The 20141-nt window shown below is 70.9% G+C and carries 17 protein-coding genes; 7 read left to right on the forward strand and 10 right to left on the reverse strand.

Going from position 1 to position 20141, the window contains the following annotated elements; all coding sequences use genetic code 11:
* Positions 1 to 33: 33 nt before the first annotated feature.
* The 5 genes from ACQPYA_RS31200 to ACQPYA_RS31220 all read right to left on the reverse strand — a co-directional run bounded on the left by ACQPYA_RS31200 (position 34) and on the right by ACQPYA_RS31220 (position 5991).
* Complete coding sequence (locus ACQPYA_RS31200; protein ID WP_433530548.1) at positions 34 to 453, reverse strand: molybdenum cofactor biosynthesis protein MoaE; 420 nt, start codon at positions 451 to 453, stop codon at positions 34 to 36.
* Entirely contained in the window at positions 447 to 1706 is a 1260-nt protein-coding gene (locus tag ACQPYA_RS31205; RefSeq protein ID WP_433530549.1) for a molybdopterin molybdotransferase MoeA, read from the reverse strand. The genes ACQPYA_RS31200 and ACQPYA_RS31205 overlap by 7 nt, the downstream gene beginning before the upstream one ends.
* Before the next feature lie 81 nt (positions 1707 to 1787).
* The gene (locus ACQPYA_RS31210; RefSeq protein WP_433530550.1) at positions 1788 to 2258 is read right to left on the reverse strand and encodes a MogA/MoaB family molybdenum cofactor biosynthesis protein; all 471 of its coding nucleotides are present in this window, start codon (positions 2256 to 2258) and stop codon (positions 1788 to 1790) included.
* On the reverse strand, positions 2255 to 2746 hold the full coding sequence (gene moaC, locus ACQPYA_RS31215) for a cyclic pyranopterin monophosphate synthase MoaC (RefSeq protein WP_433530551.1): 492 nt from the start codon (positions 2744 to 2746) through the stop codon (positions 2255 to 2257). Before moaC ends, ACQPYA_RS31210 begins: the two co-directional genes overlap by 4 nt.
* 272 nt (positions 2747 to 3018) lie before the next feature.
* Positions 3019 to 5991, reverse strand: a complete 2973-nt coding sequence (locus ACQPYA_RS31220; protein ID WP_433530552.1) for a BTAD domain-containing putative transcriptional regulator — start codon at positions 5989 to 5991, stop codon at positions 3019 to 3021.
* A 567-nt stretch (positions 5992 to 6558) separates the two neighbouring features.
* On the opposite strand from ACQPYA_RS31220, the gene ACQPYA_RS31225 reads away from it, so the two are divergent.
* The 4 genes from ACQPYA_RS31225 to ACQPYA_RS31240 all read left to right on the forward strand — a co-directional run bounded on the left by ACQPYA_RS31225 (position 6559) and on the right by ACQPYA_RS31240 (position 11496).
* Positions 6559 to 9069 (forward strand): putative bifunctional diguanylate cyclase/phosphodiesterase, encoded by a 2511-nt coding sequence (locus ACQPYA_RS31225; RefSeq protein ID WP_433530553.1) that lies wholly within the window; start codon positions 6559 to 6561, stop codon positions 9067 to 9069.
* Positions 9070 to 9150: 81 nt separating this feature from the next.
* Positions 9151 to 10476: a glycosyltransferase family 87 protein gene (locus ACQPYA_RS31230; RefSeq protein WP_433530554.1), complete on the forward strand. Its 1326-nt coding sequence runs from the start codon at positions 9151 to 9153 to the stop codon at positions 10474 to 10476.
* Positions 10473 to 11105, forward strand: coding sequence for a phosphoribosyltransferase (locus ACQPYA_RS31235; RefSeq protein WP_433530555.1), 633 nt, complete (start codon positions 10473 to 10475; stop codon positions 11103 to 11105). Before ACQPYA_RS31230 ends, ACQPYA_RS31235 begins: the two co-directional genes overlap by 4 nt.
* Positions 11106 to 11124: 19 nt before the next feature.
* Positions 11125 to 11496: a zf-TFIIB domain-containing protein gene (locus tag ACQPYA_RS31240; protein WP_433530556.1), complete on the forward strand. Its 372-nt coding sequence runs from the start codon at positions 11125 to 11127 to the stop codon at positions 11494 to 11496.
* A gap of 91 nt (positions 11497 to 11587) precedes the next feature.
* Here the strand turns inward: ACQPYA_RS31240 and dnaB are convergent, their stop codons facing one another.
* Positions 11588 to 12979 (reverse strand): replicative DNA helicase, encoded by a 1392-nt coding sequence (dnaB, locus tag ACQPYA_RS31245; protein WP_433533707.1) that lies wholly within the window; start codon positions 12977 to 12979, stop codon positions 11588 to 11590.
* 413 nt (positions 12980 to 13392) lie between these two features.
* Between dnaB and ACQPYA_RS31250 the strand changes: the two genes are divergently transcribed.
* The gene (locus ACQPYA_RS31250; RefSeq protein ID WP_433530557.1) at positions 13393 to 15096 is read left to right on the forward strand and encodes a hypothetical protein; all 1704 of its coding nucleotides are present in this window, start codon (positions 13393 to 13395) and stop codon (positions 15094 to 15096) included.
* A gap of 167 nt (positions 15097 to 15263) precedes the next feature.
* On the opposite strand, the gene rplI is transcribed toward ACQPYA_RS31250, so the two are convergent.
* The 4 genes from rplI to rpsF form a co-directional block, all read right to left on the reverse strand.
* Complete coding sequence (gene rplI / locus ACQPYA_RS31255; RefSeq protein ID WP_433530558.1) at positions 15264 to 15710, reverse strand: 50S ribosomal protein L9; 447 nt, start codon at positions 15708 to 15710, stop codon at positions 15264 to 15266.
* A gap of 14 nt (positions 15711 to 15724) precedes the next feature.
* Complete coding sequence (gene rpsR / locus ACQPYA_RS31260; protein ID WP_007073789.1) at positions 15725 to 15964, reverse strand: 30S ribosomal protein S18; 240 nt, start codon at positions 15962 to 15964, stop codon at positions 15725 to 15727.
* A 41-nt stretch (positions 15965 to 16005) separates the two neighbouring features.
* Entirely contained in the window at positions 16006 to 16542 is a 537-nt protein-coding gene (locus ACQPYA_RS31265) for a single-stranded DNA-binding protein (protein WP_433530559.1), read from the reverse strand.
* A gap of 81 nt (positions 16543 to 16623) precedes the next feature.
* Positions 16624 to 16914, reverse strand: a complete 291-nt coding sequence (rpsF, locus tag ACQPYA_RS31270) for a 30S ribosomal protein S6 (protein ID WP_013736576.1) — start codon at positions 16912 to 16914, stop codon at positions 16624 to 16626.
* A 504-nt stretch (positions 16915 to 17418) separates the two neighbouring features.
* Here rpsF and ACQPYA_RS31275 point away from each other — a divergent pair.
* Positions 17419 to 18210 carry a deoxyribonuclease IV gene (locus ACQPYA_RS31275; RefSeq protein ID WP_433530560.1) on the forward strand — a complete coding sequence of 264 codons (792 nt, stop codon included), beginning with the start codon at positions 17419 to 17421 and terminating at the stop codon, positions 18208 to 18210.
* The gene (locus ACQPYA_RS31280; protein WP_433530561.1) at positions 18207 to 20135 is read left to right on the forward strand and encodes a hypothetical protein; all 1929 of its coding nucleotides are present in this window, start codon (positions 18207 to 18209) and stop codon (positions 20133 to 20135) included. The genes ACQPYA_RS31275 and ACQPYA_RS31280 overlap by 4 nt, the downstream gene beginning before the upstream one ends.
* Positions 20136 to 20141: the final 6 nt, after the last annotated feature.

Here is a 20141-nt window from a genome sequence, read left to right on the forward strand (position 1 = left end):
GCAGGACGGGGCTGGGCGTGACCGGGCACCCGGTCAGGGGCAGTTGACCCACTCTTCGGTGCCGTCGGCGAAGACCTGCCGTTTCCAGATCGGCAGCCGGGCCTTCACCTCGTCCACCAGGCGGGCACAGGCAGCGAAGGCGGCTGCCCGGTGCGCGGTGCTGACGGCCGCCACCAGAGCCACGTCGCCGATGGCGAGTGGACCGATCCGGTGCGACACGGCCACCGCGTACACGTCGGGGTCGTCGGCGATCTCGTCGGCGACCTCCCGCAGCAGCTTCTCGGCGCTCGGGTGGCCCTCGTACTCCAGGCTGACCACCGCGCGGCCGTGGTCGTGATCGCGGACCACCCCGGCGAACGAGACCACCGCGCCGGCCCGACGGTCGGCGACCGCCGCCTCGTGCGCGGCGAGGTCCAGCGGCTGGTCGGTGACCGCGCCGATCACGGTCACCATGCCCGCTCCCCGGGCAGCAGCGGAAGCGGTACGACCGGCACGCGATCCCCGGCCGCCCCGTCGGTGTCGGGCCGGATCACCGCGAACCCGTCCGCGCCGGCCAGCCCCCGCAGCATCGCCGAGCCGACGTGCCGGAGCGGGTGGGCCGTCCCGGCGAACCGGTCGAGGCGGACCAGGGCCAGGTGGGTGTGGTCGCCACGCCCCGGCACGGGCTCGGCGAGCGTGGCGTACGGCAGCACCGGCATCGGCCGGCCGGCGAGGCCGGCCAGCAGCGGGGCGACCAGCGAGACCAAGGCGACCACGGCGGACTGCGGGTTGCCGGGCAGTCCGGCCACGAACCGGACCCGGCCGTGGGTGTCGACCAGCCGGGCCAGCAGCATCGGGAAGCCGGGGCGCACCGCCACGGTGTTGACCACGTAGTCGGCGCCCAGTTCGGCCAGTGCGGGATGCAGGTGGTCGACCGGGCCGTGCATGGTGCCACCGGTGGTGCAGACCAGATCGGCGTCGGCCAACGCGCTGCGCAGCGCGGCCACGTGGGCGGGCAACGTGTCCTCGACCGGGCCGACCACGTCCGCCGGACGCACCTGGCAGCCGTACCGACGCAGCCAGGCGGGCACCGACGGGCCGAGCGCGTCGCGGACCCGACCAGCGGCGGGCGGGCCGGCGGTCAGCAGCTCGTCGCCGAAGACCAGCAGCGCCACTGCGGGCTGCCGGCGTACCCGGAGGGTGTCGTGCCCGCAGGCGGCGGCCAGGCCGATCACCGCCGGGTCGACCGGCGTCCCGGCCGGGAGCAGTTCCTCACCGGCGGACGCCTCCTCGCCGGGCCGCCGCCACTCGGGCACGGTCCGCGGCACACCGTCGACCAACCCGTCCGCCGTACGCGTCGACTCCTCCACCCGGAGCACGGCCGAGGCGCCCTCCGGCACCATCGCCCCGGTGGCGATCTCGACGGTCGTCCCGTCCTCGGTCAACGGGGCTGCTGCGGCACCGGCCAGCACCCGGCCGACCACCCGCCACGGGCCGTCGCCACGCAGCGCCCAGCCGTCCACGCTGGAGGTCGGGAACGCCGGTAGGTCGGTCCGGGTGGTGAGCGCTTCGGCGAGGGTGTGCCCGTCGGCCTCGGCGAGCGGACGCTCGACGGCGGGCAGCGCGGCGGCCAGGCCGGCCGCGTACACCCGGGAGCGCGCCTCCTCCCAATCGGCCGGCGGCGGCGCGACGGCCTGATCGGCTGCGGATGCGGTTTCCGTTCTCACTCGCCGAGCCTATCGGGTTCTCTGGTGAACCTTCCTCGACCTCGCGTTACGGCCCCTGGAGCCCGGCCGCTCGGCGAGAGTTCAGTGGTCGCCGCCGCGCAGTTGGTCCACGGTGTGGGCCAGGATCGGCCCCAGCACGGCGAGCCCGTCGCGCGCCCCGCCGGTCGAGCCGGGCAGGTTCACCACCAGCGTGCGGCCGGCCACCCCGGCCACGGCCCGGGACAGCGCCGCGGTCGGCACCTTGTCGCGGCTGTGCGCGCGGATCGCCTCGGCGATGCCGGGAATCTCGTAGTCGAGCAGGGCCCTGGTCACGTCGGGAGTGCGGTCGGTCGGGGTGATCCCGGTGCCGCCGCTGGTCAACACGACGTCGACGGCGTCCGCCACGGCCGCGGCCACCGCCCGGCCGACCGGCTCGCCGTCGGGCACCACCACCGGCTCGTCCACCGCGCAGCCCAGCTCGCGCAGGCCCGCGACGAGCAGCGGGCCACTGGTGTCGGCGTAGACGCCGGCAGCGGCCCGGTTGGAGGCCACCACCACCCGGGCGCGGATCACGGTCGGTGCTCCGGGCGCTCCCAGGTGCCCGTCTTTCCGCCTTCCTTGCGCAGCACCCGGACCGCGTCGACGCTGGCCGCCGGGTCCACCGCCTTGACCATGTCGACCAGGGCCAGGCCGGCGACCGCAACCGCGGTCAACGCCTCCATCTCGACTCCGGTGCGGTCGGCCGTGCGGGCGGTCGCGGTGATCTCGACGGTGTCGGCGGTCAACGCCAGGTCGACCGTGACGCCGTGCAGGGCGATCGGATGGCAGAGCGGGATCAGGTCGGGGGTGCGCTTGGCGCCCATGATCCCGGCCAGCCGCCCGACCGCGAGCGCATCGCCCTTGGGCAGCCCGTCGCGGCGCAGCAGCTCGATCACCTCGCCGGTGGTGCGCAGCCGGCCGGCCGCGACAGCCGAGCGGCCGGTGACCTGTTTGGCGGAGACATCGACCATGCGCGCCGCGCCGGCCGTGTCGACGTGGGTGAGCTGGGCGGGTTCGGTCACGATCGCGAGCCTATCCCGCCGTTACGACCCGGCCGTCCAAGCTGCCCGTCGAGGCTGCCCGTCCAGAGTGCCCGGAAGGGGCGACGCGCTCGCGCCACCCCTTCCGCAGCGGCCTGCCGCAAGGTAGCTGGGTACCTGCCGGCAGGTGCCGCGACGAGACCCTGCCCCTGGCGGATCTCCCCCCGTCGACGAACACGGCGACGCTACCGAGCCCGGCGATAAGAAATCGATAAGAAGGTTCCCGGCTGCCGCCAGCAGGGCCGATCGCGTCATCAGGGCCGGTCGCCCGGCGCGGTCTCGGCCAGCCGGCGTTCGACCTCGAATCGTTCGGGCACACCCATCCGCCGGAAGATCGCCGACGCCCGCGCCCAGTGTCTGCGCGCCTGCTCCGGATCGGCGGCGAAAAGCTGCTCGGCCAGCCCGGCCAGTGCCCGCCCCTGCTCGTACGGGCTGTCGATCTGGATCGCCCGGTCGAGCGCTCGTTGATGTGCCTGCATCGAGGAGTTCGTGTCGCCACCGGCAGCCAGGGTCAGGCCGAGTTCGTTCAGCACGCCACATTCCGCCTGCCGTTCGGCGGAGTCGTCGATGAGTTCCAGGGCGAGTTCATGCTGCTGCCGCGCCTGCTCCAGCCGGCCGGCATTGCGGTACGCGATACCCATGACGTTGCGCGTGTCGACCTCGCCGTAGCGGTGGCCGGTCCGGTCGTACAGGACCATGGCGGATCTCAACAACCGCAGCGCGTGTTGATGCTCACCGGTACGCACCCGTACGGCGGCGATGTGACTGAACGCGTTGGCGATCTGGTAACGGTCGCCCTCCAGCCGGGCCCAGAAGAGATGGAGTCGATGTGCCCGCAACGCCTCGTGGTAACGGCCGAGCGAGGCCAGGGCGAGTCCGAGGTTCGGCAGGTTTATCCGGACTCTGCTGATGTGCTTCACCGGAAGGTCACGCAATGCCTCCGCGCCCAGCGTCGCGGCCTGCTCCAGATCTCCCTTCGCCCAGTAGACCACGCTGAGGTTCCCTTGAATTTTTGCCACTGCCAGCTTGTCGTTCGATTCCTGTGCGATAACCAGAGCCGCATCGAGGCACTTGATCGCACGGCGATATGAACCGGTCTTGGTCAGGGCGGAGGCAAGATAGTTGTTCATCGAGCACATCGCGGGCCGATTTCCGGATCGCTCTGCGGCAACGAGACCCAACTCGTGGGTCCGCAAAATGTCCTCGAAGTAACCACGGACGTAAAAGAAGCGCCACAGCACCCGGGCCATTCGCCAGGTGTACGCGTGCAGGCCGTTCTCCGCCGCCATCTCGATGAGCAGACCGAGGTTGCTCCGCTCCCGTTCCAGCCAGTCGACGTCGACCGCGTCGGGTCCGAGCACCAGATCCGGGCGCTCCGGCTCCACGGTGCCGATGTCCTCCCGGACGTCCACGATCTGATTCAGCGTCTCCGCGGCCCGGATCGAAAGGTGCAGCACGATATCGAACAGGCTGGCCAGGGCGGCCTGACGCAGCTCGAACGAGTCGGTTTCGTGGCACTTCTCCCGGGCGTACTGGCGGACCAGATCGTGCATCCGGTAGCGACCGTCCGCCGACTCCTCCACCAGGTGCCGATCGATCAGGTCGTCGAGAACCTGTCCGGCCTTCGCGTGGGACAGTCCGGCCATCGCGGCGACCATCGCCACGTCGTAGTGGCCGGTGTGCAGGCCGAGCAGTCGGAACACGCGCTTGGTCAGGTCGCTCAGCGGCTCGTAGGAGGCGCCGAAGGCCGAGGCGACGCTCTGGCCCCCCATGCCGAAGGTCGCCAGACCCGAGTCCGCCACGGCCAACCGCTGGGCCAGGTCGGCCAGCCGACGGTTGCGCCGATGGGCCAGGCGCGACCCGACCAACCGGATCGCCAGCGGCAGGTGGCCGCAGCGGCGGACGATCTCCGCCGCTGATTCGGGTTCGGCGTGTACCCGCTCCGCTCCGGCGCTGGCAGCCAGCAGCCGCAGCCCCTCCTCGGCGGAGAGCACGGAGAGCGACTCGGGCGGTCCCACGTCCAGGTCGACGAGCCGCCGCCGGGAGGTGACCAGCACGACCGAGCAGGAGGCGACCGGCAGCAGGGGGATCACCTGCCGGCTGTCTGCCGCGTTGTCGAGCACGATGACGACCCGACGGGACGACAGCTCACGTCGCCACAGCCCGCGACGTTCCTCCATGTCGATCGGGATGCGGGCGGCCGGAACCCCGAGTTGGCGCAGCAGGACCACAAGTGCGCTGGCCGGCTCGACCAGGTTGCCGTCCTCGTGTCCCCGCAGGTCGATGAAGAGCTGGCCGTCGGGATGCCGCGGCATCAGACGTCGCGCCACGTGCACGGCGAGGGTGGTCTTGCCGCTTCCGGCCATCCCGTCGATCAGGTGGACCACTGGCTGCGAGCCGTCGGCGGAGCGGGACTTGGCGATCAGCCGTTCGACCACGTCGTCCCGGCCCACGAAGTCCGCCACCGGCCGGGGTAACCAATCCCACTCCCGCCGGGCGGCAGCGGTCGCGCCGGCCGGCGGAGGCCCGGCTTCCGACCCCGGCTCCGAACCGGCGTACCGCCGGGGCAGAGTGGGTTTGTGCTCGACCATCAACCGGTACAGCTGCCGAAGGTCTCTGCTCGGTTCGACGCCGAGTTCTGCGCCGATGGCCTGGGACGCCGAGCGGTAGACGGAGATCCCGCCGGCGAAGTCACCGCGCTGGTGCAGCGCCCGCATCAGCAGGAGCAACGCCGGTTCACGGGTCGGATGGGCCGCCACGGTGCTGCGCAGCAGCGGGATCGTCTCGTCGACCCGGCCCGTCTCGATGGCGAGGCCGGCGAGCAGTTCCACGGCCAGCAACTGCTGCTCCTGGACGGCGGCCACCTGGGCGGTCAGGGATGGCCCGAGCGGCATCCCGGCCAGTGGCGGCCCGAGCCACCGGGACATCGCCTGACTCAGCATCGACCGGGCCGGCTCCAGCTGACCACCGGAAGCCAGCAGGCGGGCCTGGTCAAGCTGGTCGAGGACGCAGAACAGGTCCACCTCGGCCGCGGCGACACCCAGGCGGTAGCCGCTGCTCTGCCGGACGAGCAGGCCCTTCCCGGATTCGTGGGCCTCGAATGCTCGCCTCAGGTTGGCGGCATATGTCCGGACATTCGGCACCGCGGAGCGAGGTGGACCGTCCGGCCAGATCTCGTCGATCAGCTCGTCCATGGCCACCAACCGCCCCGGCCGCATCGCCAGCATGGCCAGAACGGTTCGCTGCTTGGGCGTCCCCAGCTCCACCCTCGATGCATCGGACGACACTCGAAGGCCGCCAAGCATCTCAATCTTCACATTCCCCGGACCCCTCGTGGCGTGAGGCATTCGCGTGGTCGCACCTTAACAGTGAGCAGCCGACCGGCCGGCCCGCAACAAGCACTCCACCGGCGGTGGCGGGACCCGGCTTTACGGTATGAGAATCCAAAGTGGCGATGAACATGCGCCACGAATTACGCAAACCGGGTTATCGCCAACAGGGAAGACATCGTGCGACCACATCTGTCGATGCGCTCCGCATAACTCTTATGACAGAACGTCATGAATGGTAACGCAATTGACTAATCTTGCATATTGTAACATTTATTCTGGCATGGCCGGTCTGCCACGACTTAGCCTCACTTTCGTCATCGAACGAGATCTCCTCGGAGATCTGGGGCATGGATCTAAGGAGGCCTGGCATGCGCGGCAATGACTGGACGTGAGCTGTTCCCCGGGACTTCGGACTGCCGACGGTAGGCTGTCACCACGGTGGAGACAGCCGTCAGGAGTGGCATGATCCATCCCCCGAGACGAGACAATGAGACCGATCGGCGGCTCCGGCTGCTAGTCGGTCTCGTCGTCGTGGGTGCCACTGTGGCGGTGGTGGCCTCGGCCCTGGCCGCATCCGCCGCCCCCCTGACCACCCCCCTCAACGACCTGTCCGCACTGACGATGTTGATCTTCATGAGTGCGGTCGGGACCCTCGTCAAGACGGACATCCGGATCAGGTCGACGGGGCACTCGATCAGCTGGAACGAGACCGCGCTGGTCATCGCCCTGGCGCTGGCGCCGACATCGTGGGTGGTGTTGTGCACCGCCGCCGGCGTGGCCCTGGCCTCCCTGCAACTGCCGCCGATCAAGCTCGCCTTCGGCGTGGGAAAGAACGTCCTGATGGCCGTCGGCGCGGGCGCCGCTCTCGACGCCGCCGGGTGGGACGGTCTCAACGGTCAGCCGTGGCAGCTGATCCCGCCACTCGCGGTGGCCTACCTGGTCGCCGTCCTGCTCGACGAGTTCCTGGCAATACCCGTGATCGCCCTGGCCTCGGGCACCCCCGTCGCCACCCGCTTCCGCAACAACCTCGACCTGAGAATCGCGGGCTACGTCGTACGCTTCTGCGTCGCCGTCGGCAGCCTGCTCATCCTTGAGGCCGACCCCCGACTCCTGCTCGCCGTGCCGCCGCTCGTGCTCAGCCTGCACCTCGCCTACTCGACCAGGGTCCGCGGTCGCACCGAACACCAGGCGTGGCAACGGCTCGCCCAGACCACCGACGCGCTCAACGTCGTCGAACTGGACGAGGTCCTCACCACCGCGGTCACCCGGGCCGCCGAACTGTTCTCCGCCGACGAGGTGGAGATCGAGCTACGCGACGCCGCTCGCCTCGTACGCGGCAACTCCGACGGCATCACCTACGACGGGCCGACCGGCGAGCCCACCACCGTGCAGGGCGCGGTGGAACCTGTCCGCCTCGAAGGGCACGACAAGTCGGTCGACGTGGGCATGCTGCGGCTGCGCTTCCAGGGGCCGGTGCGGCTCTCCGAACGGGAGCGGTACACCCTGCACACCTTCGCGTCGGCGCTCTGCACGGCCGTCCGCAACGCCCAGGCGTACGCCGAACTCGCCCGGGTGGCGCAGGCCAACGCACACGCCGCGGCGCACGACGCGCTGACCGGGCTGGCGAACCGGCGACACCTGCTCGACCAGGGCAACGAGCAACTACAGAACCGGCACGCCGACGGGGTCACCGCACTGGTGCTGATCGACCTGAACCACTTCAAGGAGGTCAACGACACCCTCGGCCACGCCGCCGGTGACCAGATGCTGGTAAAGGTCGCCGATCGGCTGCGCGCCGCCGCCCGCGCCGACGACCTGGTCGCCCGGCTCGGCGGCGACGAGTTCGCCGTACTCCTGCGGGCCCTGCCCGCCCCCGCGGTGGCCGCCCACCGGGCCGAGACACTGCTGGCCGCGCTCTACGAGCCGTTCGACCTCGACGGCATGCAGATCAGCGTCGAGGCCAGCGGCGGCATCGCCGCCGCGCCGGCCACCGGCGGCATCGCCGAACTGCTGCGCCGGGCGGATGTCGCCATGTACCAGGCCAAACGGGCCGGGCAGCGAATCGCCACGTACGCACCGACCCGGGACACCGCCGACCTCGGCCGCCTCACCCTCGGCGGCGAACTGCCCCGCGCGGTCGCCGACCAGGAGTTCACTGTCAACTTCCAGCCGATCGTCGACCTCGGCACCGGCGAGGTCATCGCCGCCGAGGCGCTGGCCCGCTGGCACCACCCCACCCACGGCATGATCGATCCGCTGCGCTTCCTGGAGGCGGTCGAGCGCTCCGGGCTGCTGCCCGCATTCGCCGAGGCGATCCTCAACCAGGCGTTGATCGCCGCCGGCACGTGGCGCGACGCCGGCTTCGACGTCCCGGTGGCGGTCAACGTCTCCCCACGCAGCCTGCTCGACGCCCGGTTCCCCGGCTCGGTGCTGGCCCGCCTGCGCGCCCACGACCTGCCCCCCGACCGGCTCGTGCTGGAGCTGACCGAAACCCTCACACTCAGCCAACTCGACGTGGTCGACCAGACGCTCACCCGACTGCGCGACTCCGGTGTCCGGCTCGCGCTGGACGACTTCGGCACCGGCTACTCCTCGCTGTCCCTGCTCTCCCGGATCCCGGTACACGAGCTGAAGATCGACCGCAGCTTCGTGACCGCCATGGAGTCCTCCGCCGAAGCCGCCGCCATCATCCGCTCCACCCTGGATCTCGGTCGCAGCCTCGACCTCGCGGTGGTGGCCGAAGGGGTCGAGCAGGAGGCCCAACGCCTCGCCCTCTGGGAACTCGGCTGCACCGCCGGCCAGGGCCATCTCTTCGCCCGCCCGCTCGCCGCCGGGGCGCTGCTCGCCACGCTCCAGCGCGGCACCGGGGGCCGACCCGGCGCCCTCGCCGTCCCGCTGCACGACGCCGGCGCAGTGGTCCGACTGCCGCAGGGCCGCCGGCAGGGGGGCCGTGGCCGGCACCAGCCAGCCTGAGCTGTCGAGAATGCCCGGAGCGAGCGAGGCGGAGCCGCAGCCGCCGCGCGGTTTCTCGACCGTCTCTGGAACACTGCCCCGATGAGCACCGCCGCCCCGACCGACCACCGCCCCCGGTGGTGGCGCCGGCTCGACCACGCCGCCGGCGGTCTCACCCTTGACCTCGGCCTCTACACCGTCTCGGCCGCCTTCGCCGCGGTCACCGCCGCCACCTCGACCCTCGTGCCGCACCGCGCCTGGGGCGGAATCGCAGCCCTGGGCTACCTCGCCGCCGCGACCCTTGCCGCAGGTCAACTCCTCGTCCGGCACAGACGACCGACGTCCCCGCTGGCCGGGACGGCCGCCCGCGGGCTGGTGACCGCCCTCGCCGTGGCCGGCACCGTCCTGCTGCCCCTGCTCTGGCAGAGCGTGCAACGCGCGTCCGGGCGGACCGACCGGGCGCAGGAGGAGGTGCTGGTCGTCGAGGGATCCGGCCGGCGCCTGCTGGAAACCGGCACGCCGTACCTGGGACCGGACGCCATCGCCGCGCTACCCCCCGATCACCAACTGCTCGGCTACACCCCGTACCAGCCGGGGATGGCCCTGTTCGGGCTGCCCCGCGCAGCCGTCGACGCCTGGTGGACCGACGCCCGGATCTGGTTCGCCGTCGGCACCGCGCTGGCCCTCGTCCTCGCCCTGCGCCTCCTGCGGCAGCCCATCGCCGGAGCCGGCTCGCCCCGCCACGACGCCGCCCTGCTGCGCGCGGTGCAGGCCGCCACCGTCCTGCCGATCTGCGCGTTGACCCTGGCCACCGGCGGAGACGACCTGCCCGTACTCGCGCTCTGCCTGCTCTCGCTCGCGTTCGCCGCGACCGGACGTCCCGGTCGGGCCGGCCTCGCCGTCGGGCTGGCCGGCGCATTGAAGCTCTTCGCCTGGCCGATCGCCGCGGTACTGATCATCTGGGGGCTCACCCGGCGGGCCGGCCGGCGGGTCACCGCGGGCGCGCTGGGGCTGCCCGCCGCCGCGCTGCTGCCCACCCTGCTGGTCGACCACGACGCACTGGTGGAGAACGTGCTGCGGTTCCCCCTCGGGCACGGGCTGGTCTCCAGCCCGGCGCAGTCACCCTTCCCCGGACAACTGATCGCCACCGCGCTGCCGGCCGGTCGAGCCGTCGCCGCCGTGCTGCTGATCGCGGCCGGGCTGGCCATCGCCCTCCGGCTCACCCGCCGCCCACCCCGCACCGCCCCGGCCGCCGCGTTGGTCTGCGCGTACGGGCTGCTCGCGGCGATCCTGCTGATGCCCACCACCCGGTTCGGCTACCTGCTGTACCCGATCGCGTTCCTGCTCTGGGTACCCGCGCTCGACGTTCCCGGGATCCGGCAACCGGCGAGCGAAGACCGCCCGCAGGGCGTAGACCTGAGGGCATGACCGCGTACCGCGACCGCACCGAGGCGGGCCGGGTGCTCGCCGACCGACTGACCGCCCTGATCGGCGAACCGGATGTCGTCGTGCTCGGCCTGGTACGCGGTGGCGTGCCGGTGGCCCGGGTCATCGCCGAACGCCTCGGCGCGCCGCTGGATGTGCTGGTCGTTCGCAAGCTCGGCATGCCGTGGGCTCCCGAGGTCGCCTTCGGGGCGCTCGGTCCCGCCGGGGTACGCGTGCTCAACGACGCGGTCGCCAGCCAGCTCGACCCGGGCGACATCGCCGGCGTCCAGCACCGGGAGCAGGAGGAGTTGGACCGGCGCGAGCAGTGCTACCGGGCCGGGCGCGCCCCGCTGGACCTGACCGGCCGCATCGCGGTGATCGTCGATGACGGGCTGGCCACCGGGGCGAGCGCCCGTGCGGCCGTCCAGGTGGCCCGCCACCTCGGTGCCCGCCGCGTCGTGGTCGCCGTCCCGGTCGGCTCGCAGGAGGCGTACGAGATGCTGGCCGTCGAGGCCGATCAGGTGATCTGCGTCCAGCGACCGCCCACCTTCGCAGCGGTCGGGGCGTACTACGACGACTTCCACGAGGTCTCCGATGACGAGGTCACGGAGGCGCTGACCGCTACCGCGTGAGCCGACCAGGTACCGTCGGGTGATGAGCCTGACCTGTCCCAAGTGCCACGGAGAAATGCGCCAGTACGAGCGCAGCGGAGTCGTCATCGACCAGTGTGGCGAGTGCCGGGGGATCTTCCTCGACCGCGGCGAGTTGGAGAAGCTGTTCGAGGCCGAGGCCAACTGGAGCGCGCGACAGGCCCCGGGTGCTCCCCAGCCCACTGCTCCTCAGGGCGGCTACCCGCCACCGCCCGCTGCTCCCGCGCCGCACCAGCCGGGCTACGGCGCGGTGCCGCCAGCGCACGGCTACCCGGCGCCGGCACCCGCCTACGGCAGCCCCCAGCACTACGGCTACCACGGGCACTACCGGCGCAAGAAGCGGAAGAGCTTCCTCGACGACATGTTCGGCTGAGCCTCCGCGACGACCGGGCCGCTCTTCGGTCCGGTCGCCCACCACACCCGTCCGTTGGATCGGGCCAGCCCGGCTCAGTCCTGCGGATAACTCATCCGATCGCCATGTCCACGAAGCGCGACAGGTGCAGTTGGGCGGCGACCGTCACAGTGTCGGTCGGGCCATTTCTGTGCTTGGCGATTATGAAATCCGCTTCCCCAGCACGAGGAGATTCCTTGTCGTAATAGTCGTCGCGATGCAGAAGTATCACAACGTCAGCATCTTGCTCAATTGACCCACTTTCCCGCAAATCAGACAGTTGGGGTCGCTTGTCGGTGCGTTGCTCCGGGCCACGGTTCAGCTGACTGACCGCGATCACCGGACACTCGACCTCCTTGGCGAGCAGCTTGAGGCCCCGGGACAGGTCCGCGACTTCCTGTTGCCGGCTCTCGGTGCGCTTTGGTGAGGTCATCAGCTGGAGGTAGTCGACCACGATCAGCTTGAGGTCGTGCCGCTGCTTGAGCCGGCGGGCCTTGGCCCGGATCTCCATCAGGTTCATGCTCGGCGTGTCGTCGACGAAGAGCGGCGCCTCGCTGATCTCACCCATGCAGCGGGCCAGCTTCGTCCAGTCGTCGTCGGAAAGCTGCCCGCTGCGCAGCACATGCAGCGGCACCCGCGCCTCGGCCGAGAGCAGCCGCATGACGATCTCGACCTTGCTCATTTCCAGCGAGAAGATCGCCGCCGCTTGGTTTGTCCGAATAGCCGCATTCCTAGCGAAGTCCATGCTTGCGGTCGATTTGCCGAGACCAGGGCGGCCGGCCACGATGATCAACTGGCCCGCGTGCAGGCCGTTGAGCAGGCGGTCCAGGTCGGTGAAGCCGGTGGGCACGCCGGTCATCACGCCGCCCTGGGCGCCGACCGCCTCGATCTCGTCCAGAGTTGGCTGGAGCATGTCGGCGAGGATGGCGAAATCCTCGCTGACCCGCCGCTCGGTCACGTCGTAGACGGCCTGCTGGGCCAGGTCGACGATGTCGTCGACGTCGCGGCTACCGCCGCTCGCGGTGCCGTACCCGAGCTGGACGATCCTGGTGCCGGCCTCGACCAGTCGTCGCAGCACCGCCCGCTCACTGACGATGCGCGCGTAGTAGGCGGCGTTCGCCGCGGTCGGCACGCTGGCGATGAGCGTGTGAAGGTACGGAGCGCCGCCCACCCGGGCCAGGTCGCCGGAGTCGGCCAGGGCCGCCGCGACGGTGATCGCGTCGGCCGGTTCGCCCCGGCCGTAGATCTCCAGGATGGTGTCGAAGATGGTGGCGTGCACCGGCCGATAGAAGTCGTTGGTCTTGAGGATCTCGACAACGTCGGCGATGGCGTCCTTGGACAGCAACATGCCACCCAGGACGCACTGCTCGGCGGCCACGTCCTGGGGTGGCGTCTTGTCGAACTGACCATCGCGCGGCGCCGGGCCGGATGGCTGCCCGCCGCCGGGAAACGACTCCGTCCGCATGTCGTCGGTGACCGACACCGGGCCCCCCTCCACTGCGTCGGATCGGTCCAGGCTTACCGCCCGGGTGCGACAAACATCGACCGTCCGCGTCGATCGGGGGCCATCGGGGCGGCTGGTCGGGGGCTAACGATACGGAACCCGAGGTCAGCCACTCAACCGCAGCGGTGGACGAGCCTCGGGACAACCTGTGGACACGGGTACGCAAGCATGTGCGCAGGGTGTGCACAGGGTTGTGGATAACAGGTGGGGATTTCTCCACAGCACGACTGTGAACTGGGCAAAAGCCATCCCCAGCCTGTGGACGAGAATTTCCGGCTAGGGCTTTGTCCCGATCGTCGGGGTAGGATCGGTGGCCTACGGCTACACCTGGACAGCGGATTGCGCTTTCGGTTGAGAAGGGTCACGCTCCGGCCGTGAGTTACCGGGACTGGGCACGCGGGGAGGACGGCCCGCGCGAGCGACGGTCGGCCGCTTCGTGGGCTGATCCCGTCGACAGCCCTCCGGCTGATCGTTACGACTCCGCCGTCGAGCGCTATCGCACCCCGAGCCGTCGACGCGCCATCGAGCGTGGGCAGGAGGAGCCGGCAGAGCCGTACCTGCCTCGTTGGGCGCTGGAGTCGGGCGTCGAGACTGTGGACGGTGGTGGCCGGCACGCCGCGCCGGACGAAGACGACGATGGCGACGGGCCGCGCTACGGCGGCAGTTGGCGCTCGTCCGCGCCCGTCCGGAGCCAGCGGGCCATCGAGTCGAGCTGGCGCGAAACCCCGCCTCCCGCCGCCGCAGAGGCCGACCACACCCGGGAGTGGACCTTCGAGCGTCCACAGGAGGAGGGATACGTCGGCAGCCGTCGGGCCGAGGAGGACGACCCGGTGTCGGGCGTGACGCCGCAGAGCCGTCCCCGCCGGGCGCAGTCCCGCCGCCGCCAGGTGACCTGGTCGGCGCTGGAGGAGGAAGACAAGCAGGCCGCCGATTCGGAGCCGGCCGCTCCGCCGGCCCAGCGACGCCGGCGGCGGGCGCTGGAATCTGCCGAACCGTCCCCGGAGCCCCGGGCGCGGTCGACCGAGCCGAGGGCACGGTCAACGGAGCCCCGGGCACGGTCGGCCGAGCCTCGGGGACGGTCGGCGGAGCCCCGGGAGCGGAGGGCGGAGTCGGCGGGTCGCCGGCCGGAGGTCGATCCGTGGGATGCCTCCGGCCTGCACGCGTGGCAGCAGCCGACCGGCACCGACCGTCGTACGGCAGAGCCGACCGATCCCTGGGACGCCGACAGCACGAGCCAGTGGCTCCAGACGGCCGCCACGGACCAGTGGCTCGAACCGGACAGCACCGGCCAGTGGCTTCAGCCCGACACCACCGGCCAGTGGGACCGCGACCCGGAGGCCGATCGGCGGGAACGGCAGCCGCCCCCCAACCGGTGGGACGGCTACTCGGACCCGGATCGTTGGGACCGTACGGCACCGCCGCGCTCGGGTGCCGCGTCCGGTGCCGAGCAGTGGTCCTCGGCTGGCCGGCCGGAGCCGGCGCAGGACGGCTTCTGGCCTGGGACCCGGTTGGCGGGCGACGATCCCCGCTGGGTCGACGCGAGTGCGGCGGCGCCGCGGTCGCCGGTAGTCGGCTACACCGCGCCCCGGCCGCGCCCGGCACCGCGACGACGTCCCTCTCCGGCCCCGGCCGCGCGGCCGGTCGGGATAGCCGCCGTACGGCGAGGGATCGAGGCGGTCAGCACCGGTAGCTGGAACCGTCGCCTGGAAGACGATCTGCTCGATCCGGATCCTGGCGGTCCATGGCTGCCACTGCTCTACACCGCCGCCTGCTATCTCCTGCCGGCGGTGGTGATCTTCATCTGGTTGCTGACGCTCGATGGCGCGCCACCGCTCGGCTGCGTGACCGACATCAGCGGCGGCGGGTGCGAATCGCCGCGGGCACGCGCCTTCGGGTCGATGGTCGCCGGCATACCGAGGTTCGGGCTGGCCCTGGCCAGCAGCCTGGCGGTCGCGATGCTGTTGCGTCGGGTAGGCACCACGTGGCGGCCGACCACTGTGGCGCTCGCCGCCGCGGTGGTCGGCGGTGGCCTGTCCACGGTGATGATCAGCGCGGTGACCGGCCAGCCCATCGGGTGACCGCCGCCGCCACAGCGCGCGGCCCGACCCGGTGCGACGGTCCCGTCACGCGGCCCACCCGGATTGACGCAGACGGGTCGGTGTCGGCGGCAGCTGGGGACGTACGGATGCGACAGGGCCCGCACCAAATAAACGGTGCGGGCCCTGTCGGATGCGTGCCGCGGGGCTCAGCCCTGCAGGACGTTGAGGTTGAACGTGGCGGTCACCTCGGGGTGCAGCTTGATCCGCACCGGGTGCGACCCGATCGACTTGATGTGACCGGAGAGCTCCAGCCGGCGGCGGTCGAGCGCGGGACCGCCGGCCGCCTTGACGGCGTCGACGATCTCGGCCGAGGTGACCGAGCCGAAGAGCCGACCACCGTCGCCGGCACGGGCCTTCAGGTTGACCTTGAGGCCCTCAAGCTGGCTCTTCACCTCGTTGGCGTGGCCGAGGTCGCGGATCTCGCGGGCCGAGCGGGCCCGCTTGATGAGCGTGACCTGCTTTTCCGCGCCCTTGGTCCAGGCGATCGCGAAGCCCTGCGGGAGCAGGTAGTTACGGCCGTAGCCGTTCTTGACCTCCACGATGTCGCCCGGGGCACCGAGCCCGGACACCTCCTGAGTCAGGATGATCTTCATGTCGGCACCTCCTCTCAGCGGGCCGTCGCGGTGTACGGCAGGAGCGCCATCTCACGGGCGTTCTTGACCGCACGGGCGATCTGCCGCTGCTGCTGCGAGGTCACGCCGGTCACCCGCCGAGCGCGGATCTTGCCGCGGTCGGAGATGAACTTGCGCAGCAGCGCGGTGTCCTTGTAATCGATGTAGGTGATCCCGTCCTTGTCGAGCGGGTTCACCTTCTTCTTCGGCTTGCGCAGTGCCGCAGCCTTCGCCATTGCTCTTGCTCCTGGTTTACGATCACGGGCGCTCGGCGCCATTAGAACGGAGGCTCCTCGTCGAAGTTGCCGCCACCCGAACGCGAGGGGGCTGGTGCGGCCGAAGCCCAGGGGTCGTCGAAGTTGCCTCCGCCGCCGCCCTGGCCACCACCACCGCCACCACCGCCACCGAAGCCGCCGCCACCGCCACCGGAGCGGGACATCTTCTGCACCTTCGCCGTGGCGTAGCGCAGCGACGGGCCGATCTCGTCGACCTCCAGTTCGATGACGGTGCGCTTCTCACCCTCGCGGGTCTCGTACGACCGCTGACGCAGCCGGCCCGAGACGATCACGCGGGCGCCGCGTTGCAGCGACTCCGCCACATGCTCCGCGGCCTGCCGCCAGACGGTGCACGAGAGGAACAGCGGCTCGCCGTCCTTCCACTCGTTGGTCTGCCGGTCCATGAACCGGGGCGTCGAAGCGACCCGGAACTTGGCGACCGCGGCACCGGAGGGGGTGAACCGCAACTCGGGGTCATCGGTCAGGTTGCCGATGACCGTGATGGTGGTGTCTCCTGCCATGACCATCTCCTCGCGCACTCATCCGTTCCCGCCGTACAGGTTCTCAGAACCCTCCGACAGCACCGATGAGGCTGATCCGGGTGGGGCTGGGTGGAATGCTCAGCGCATTTCGGGACGGATGACCTTGGTGCGCAGCACCGACTCGTTGAGTCGCAGCTGACGATCCAGCTCTGCCACCGCCTCCGGCGTTGCCTGGAGGTCGACGACGGCGTAGATGCCCTCGGCCTTCTTGTTGATCTCGTACGCGAGGCGCCGGCGGCCCCACACGTCGGTCTTCTCCACCGAGCCACCCGCGGTCCTGATCACGTTCAGGTACGTGTCGAGCGACGGGGCGACGGTGCGCTCCTCGAGGCTGGGGTCGAGGATCACCATGATCTCGTAATGACGCAAGACGTGCTCACCTCCTGTGGGCTAAGCGGCCACGGTCCTTCCGTGGCAGGAGGTCGTGCGTCGTCGCCGTCCCGATCCGGGGGAACCCGGCCCGGGAGCGGACAACCGGACCAGGATACCCGGCCCTGACGATCACCATCACCGAGGTGACGGGCACAGCGAACCGGGGGTCCGTGGCCGACGTCGCTGTCGGCACGGACCCCCGGTCACGTGACCGCGGGGCGCCTCGTCCGCATTCCTTGGGTGGGACCTGGGGAGGAACGACCACACCGATGAGGTTGGACCGGAGACGCCCCGCGGAGCTTTATCACGTTGTTACCTGACGTTATCGCGGAAGCCAGTGCTTCATGGGGCAAATCCCAGAATTACCGACAATATTCCCAACCGGCCAGATCGGCTGGTCAACGGATCCACCAGGATCAACGACCTCCGGAGTACGCGGTGACGCGACCGGCGCGGTGGGCGTCACCCCAGCTGTCAGGCGCTCGACGTAGGCTCCCCTGCATGCGTATCGGAGCCCACGTCGATCCGACCGACCCACTGGCGGAGGCGACCGCCCGAGCGGCCGACGCCGTGCAGTTCTTCCTCTCCGACCCGCAGGGTTGGAAGTCGCCACCGCCCCGAGAGGACGCGGAGCGGCTGCGGGCGGCCGGCGTCGACCTCTACGTGCACGCGCCATACGTGGTAAACGTGGCCACCGGCAACAACCGCATCCGGATCCCCAGCCGCAAGCTGCTCCTCGCCCACGCGAAGGCGGCCGCGGCGATCGGCGCCAAGGGGCTGGTGGTGCACGGCGGGCACGTCAACGCCGGCGACGATCCCGCCACCGGGTTCGACAACTGGCGCAAGGCCCTGGCCTACGCGGCGGAATCGGGCGGCTTCGGGTTGCCCGTGCTGATCGAGAACACCGCCGGCGGTGAGAACGCCTGCGCCCGACGGCTCGACGCGCTCGCCCGACTGTGGGATGCCATCGGTGACCACGAGGTCGGCTTCTGTCTCGACACCTGCCACGCACATGCCGGCGGTGAGGAGCTTCTCGGCCTGGTGGACCGGGTGAAGGCGATCACCGGACGGATCGACCTGGTGCACGCCAACAACTCCAAGGACGGGTTCGGGTCGGGACGGGACCGCCACGACAACCTGCGCGACGGCACCATCGACCCCGATCTCGTGGTGGCGGTGATCCGGGCGGCCGGCGCACCGGCCATCGTGGAGACGCCGGGCGGAGCCGAGGGGCAGAGCGGCGACATCGCCTTCCTGCGCGGGCAACTCGGTGGGGAGACGTCGGCGGCATGACCACGGAGAGGACCGACCCGGACAAGGCCAGCGGTAGCGGCGGCCACGACGAGGCGAGCGCCAAGGACGGGGACGAGGCCAGCACGAAGGACGGAGACGGGGGCGGCAGCAGCAAGGACCAGGCCGGTGCCCCGGCCAGCGCCGGTAGCAAGCCGGATCGGTGGGCCGCCTTCGGGCCGGCACCCGAGCCGGTACCCACCTGGTACGGGCGGCTCGGCCGCCGGCTCGGCCGGCTCCTGATCCACGAGTGGACCCTGGCCGCCCTCGGTTCGCTGGCGCTGGCCGTGCTGATGACCTGGCCAACGCTGTGGTACGCCCGGCACACGCTGCCGCAGGACTACTGGGACCCGAGCCTGCAAGCCTGGCAGATGGCCTGGTCCGGGCACATCCTGCTGACCGATCCGACCCAGCTGTGGCACGCCAACGCGTTCTACCCGGAACGGTGGAGCTTCGCCTTCTCCGACACGCTGCTCGGGTACGCGCCGGCCGGGATGATCGGTACCGGCCCGGAGGCCGCCCTCATCCGCTACAACATCATGTTCGTGCTGGCGCACGCGCTCGCCACCTTCGGCGCGTACGTGCTGGCCCGGCAGTTGGGCGCGGGGCGGATCGGTGCCGCGGTGGCCGGCGTCAGCTACACCTACGCGCCGTGGCTGCTGGCCCAGGCCGGGCACCTGCACGTGGTCTCCAACGGGGGTATCCCGCTGGCGCTGGCCATGCTCGCCCGGGGGCACGGCTGGTCACTGCGGCACGGCTACCGTCCCGAGCGCCGGCACGACGGCTGGGTGTACGCAGGCTGGCTGGTGGCGGCCTGGCAGCTGAGTCTCGGCTTCGGCATCGGCCTGGTGTTCGCGTACGTCCTGGCCGGCGCGGTGGTCGTGGCCGCGGTCATCTGGTACGCGAAGCGGATCTTCTGGCGGTTGAAGCGACCCTTCGGTCAGCGCCTCTTCGTCGCCGACCTGATCGGTGGGCTGATCTTCGCCGGGGTGGGTGTCCTGATGGCCATCCCGTACTTCACCGTCACGCAACTGCATCCGAACGCGGAACGGACCATCGGTGACATCGCCGTCTTCTCACCCCCGGCGAGCGGCTTCGTCACCGCCCCCGCCGAGTCCCGACTGTGGGGCGGGTTGCACGAGGGTGCCCGCGCGCTCCTGCCCTGGCACCCGGAGATGACGCTGCTGCCCGGCTTCGTGCTCTACGCGCTGGCCATCGGTGGCCTGTTCTTCTCGATCTGGACGGTTCGCCAACGCTTGCTGCTGCTCGCCGGGGTGCTGGTGACGATGGCCCTGTCGATGGGCACCGAATTTTTCGGCGGGCACTTCACCTACGCACCGCTCTTCGATCACCTGCCCGGCTGGAGCGGCATCCGTACGCCGGGCCGGCTGATGCTCTGGGCCACTTTGCTGCTCGGGCTGCTCGCGGCGGGCGCGGTCAGTGCGTTCGCCAGGCGGGTCCGGGAGATCTCCGCCGAACGGATCCCTTCCTGGCCGAGCCCGTGGCTGCGCCTGGCCACGCTGGTGCCGCTGCTCCTGGTCGTCGCCGAAGGAACGAACACCACGCCGCATCCGGTGGTGCCACCGCAGCCGGCCGCCATGCGGGCGGTCGACGGCCCACTGCTGGTGCTGCCGAGCGGGCAGAACCACGACCAGCCGATCATGCTCTGGTCGACCACCCGGTTCCAGCAGATCGTCAACGGAGGCAGCGGCTTCACCCCGCGGCAACTGGACGACGTACGCCGGGTCACGATGACCTTCCCCGACCAGACCAGCGTCGACTACCTGCGCACCCTCGGCGTACGCAACGTCCTGGTGATGCGCGACCAGATCGTCGGCACGCCGTGGGAGATCAGCGTCGACGCACCGCTGGACGGGCTGGGCGTCACCCGCGAGGAGATGGGCTCGACCGTGGTCTTCCGACTCTGAGCTTCA

Source organism: Micromonospora sp. CA-263727, assembly GCF_050942455.1.
Classification (GTDB): domain Bacteria; phylum Actinomycetota; class Actinomycetes; order Mycobacteriales; family Micromonosporaceae; genus Micromonospora.

Excerpts from the sequence above, each read along its gene's own strand:
- ACQPYA_RS31200 (WP_433530548.1), bottom strand. The coding sequence starts at position 453 with ATGGTGACCGTGATCGGCGCGGTCACCGACCAGCCGCTGGACCTCGCC.
- ACQPYA_RS31220 (WP_433530552.1), bottom strand. The coding sequence starts at position 5,991 with ATGCTGGCGATGCGGCCGGGGCGGTTGGTGGCCATGGACGAGCTGATC.
- ACQPYA_RS31225 (WP_433530553.1), top strand. The coding sequence starts at position 6,559 with ATGATCCATCCCCCGAGACGAGACAATGAGACCGATCGGCGGCTCCGG.
- ACQPYA_RS31230 (WP_433530554.1), top strand. The coding sequence starts at position 9,151 with ATGAGCACCGCCGCCCCGACCGACCACCGCCCCCGGTGGTGGCGCCGG.
- ACQPYA_RS31235 (WP_433530555.1), top strand. The coding sequence starts at position 10,473 with ATGACCGCGTACCGCGACCGCACCGAGGCGGGCCGGGTGCTCGCCGAC.
- dnaB (WP_433533707.1), bottom strand. The coding sequence starts at position 12,979 with ATGCGGACGGAGTCGTTTCCCGGCGGCGGGCAGCCATCCGGCCCGGCG.
- rplI (WP_433530558.1), bottom strand. The coding sequence starts at position 15,710 with ATGAAGATCATCCTGACTCAGGAGGTGTCCGGGCTCGGTGCCCCGGGC.
- rpsR (WP_007073789.1), bottom strand. The coding sequence starts at position 15,964 with ATGGCGAAGGCTGCGGCACTGCGCAAGCCGAAGAAGAAGGTGAACCCG.
- ACQPYA_RS31275 (WP_433530560.1), top strand. The coding sequence starts at position 17,419 with ATGCGTATCGGAGCCCACGTCGATCCGACCGACCCACTGGCGGAGGCG.
- ACQPYA_RS31280 (WP_433530561.1), top strand. The coding sequence starts at position 18,207 with ATGACCACGGAGAGGACCGACCCGGACAAGGCCAGCGGTAGCGGCGGC.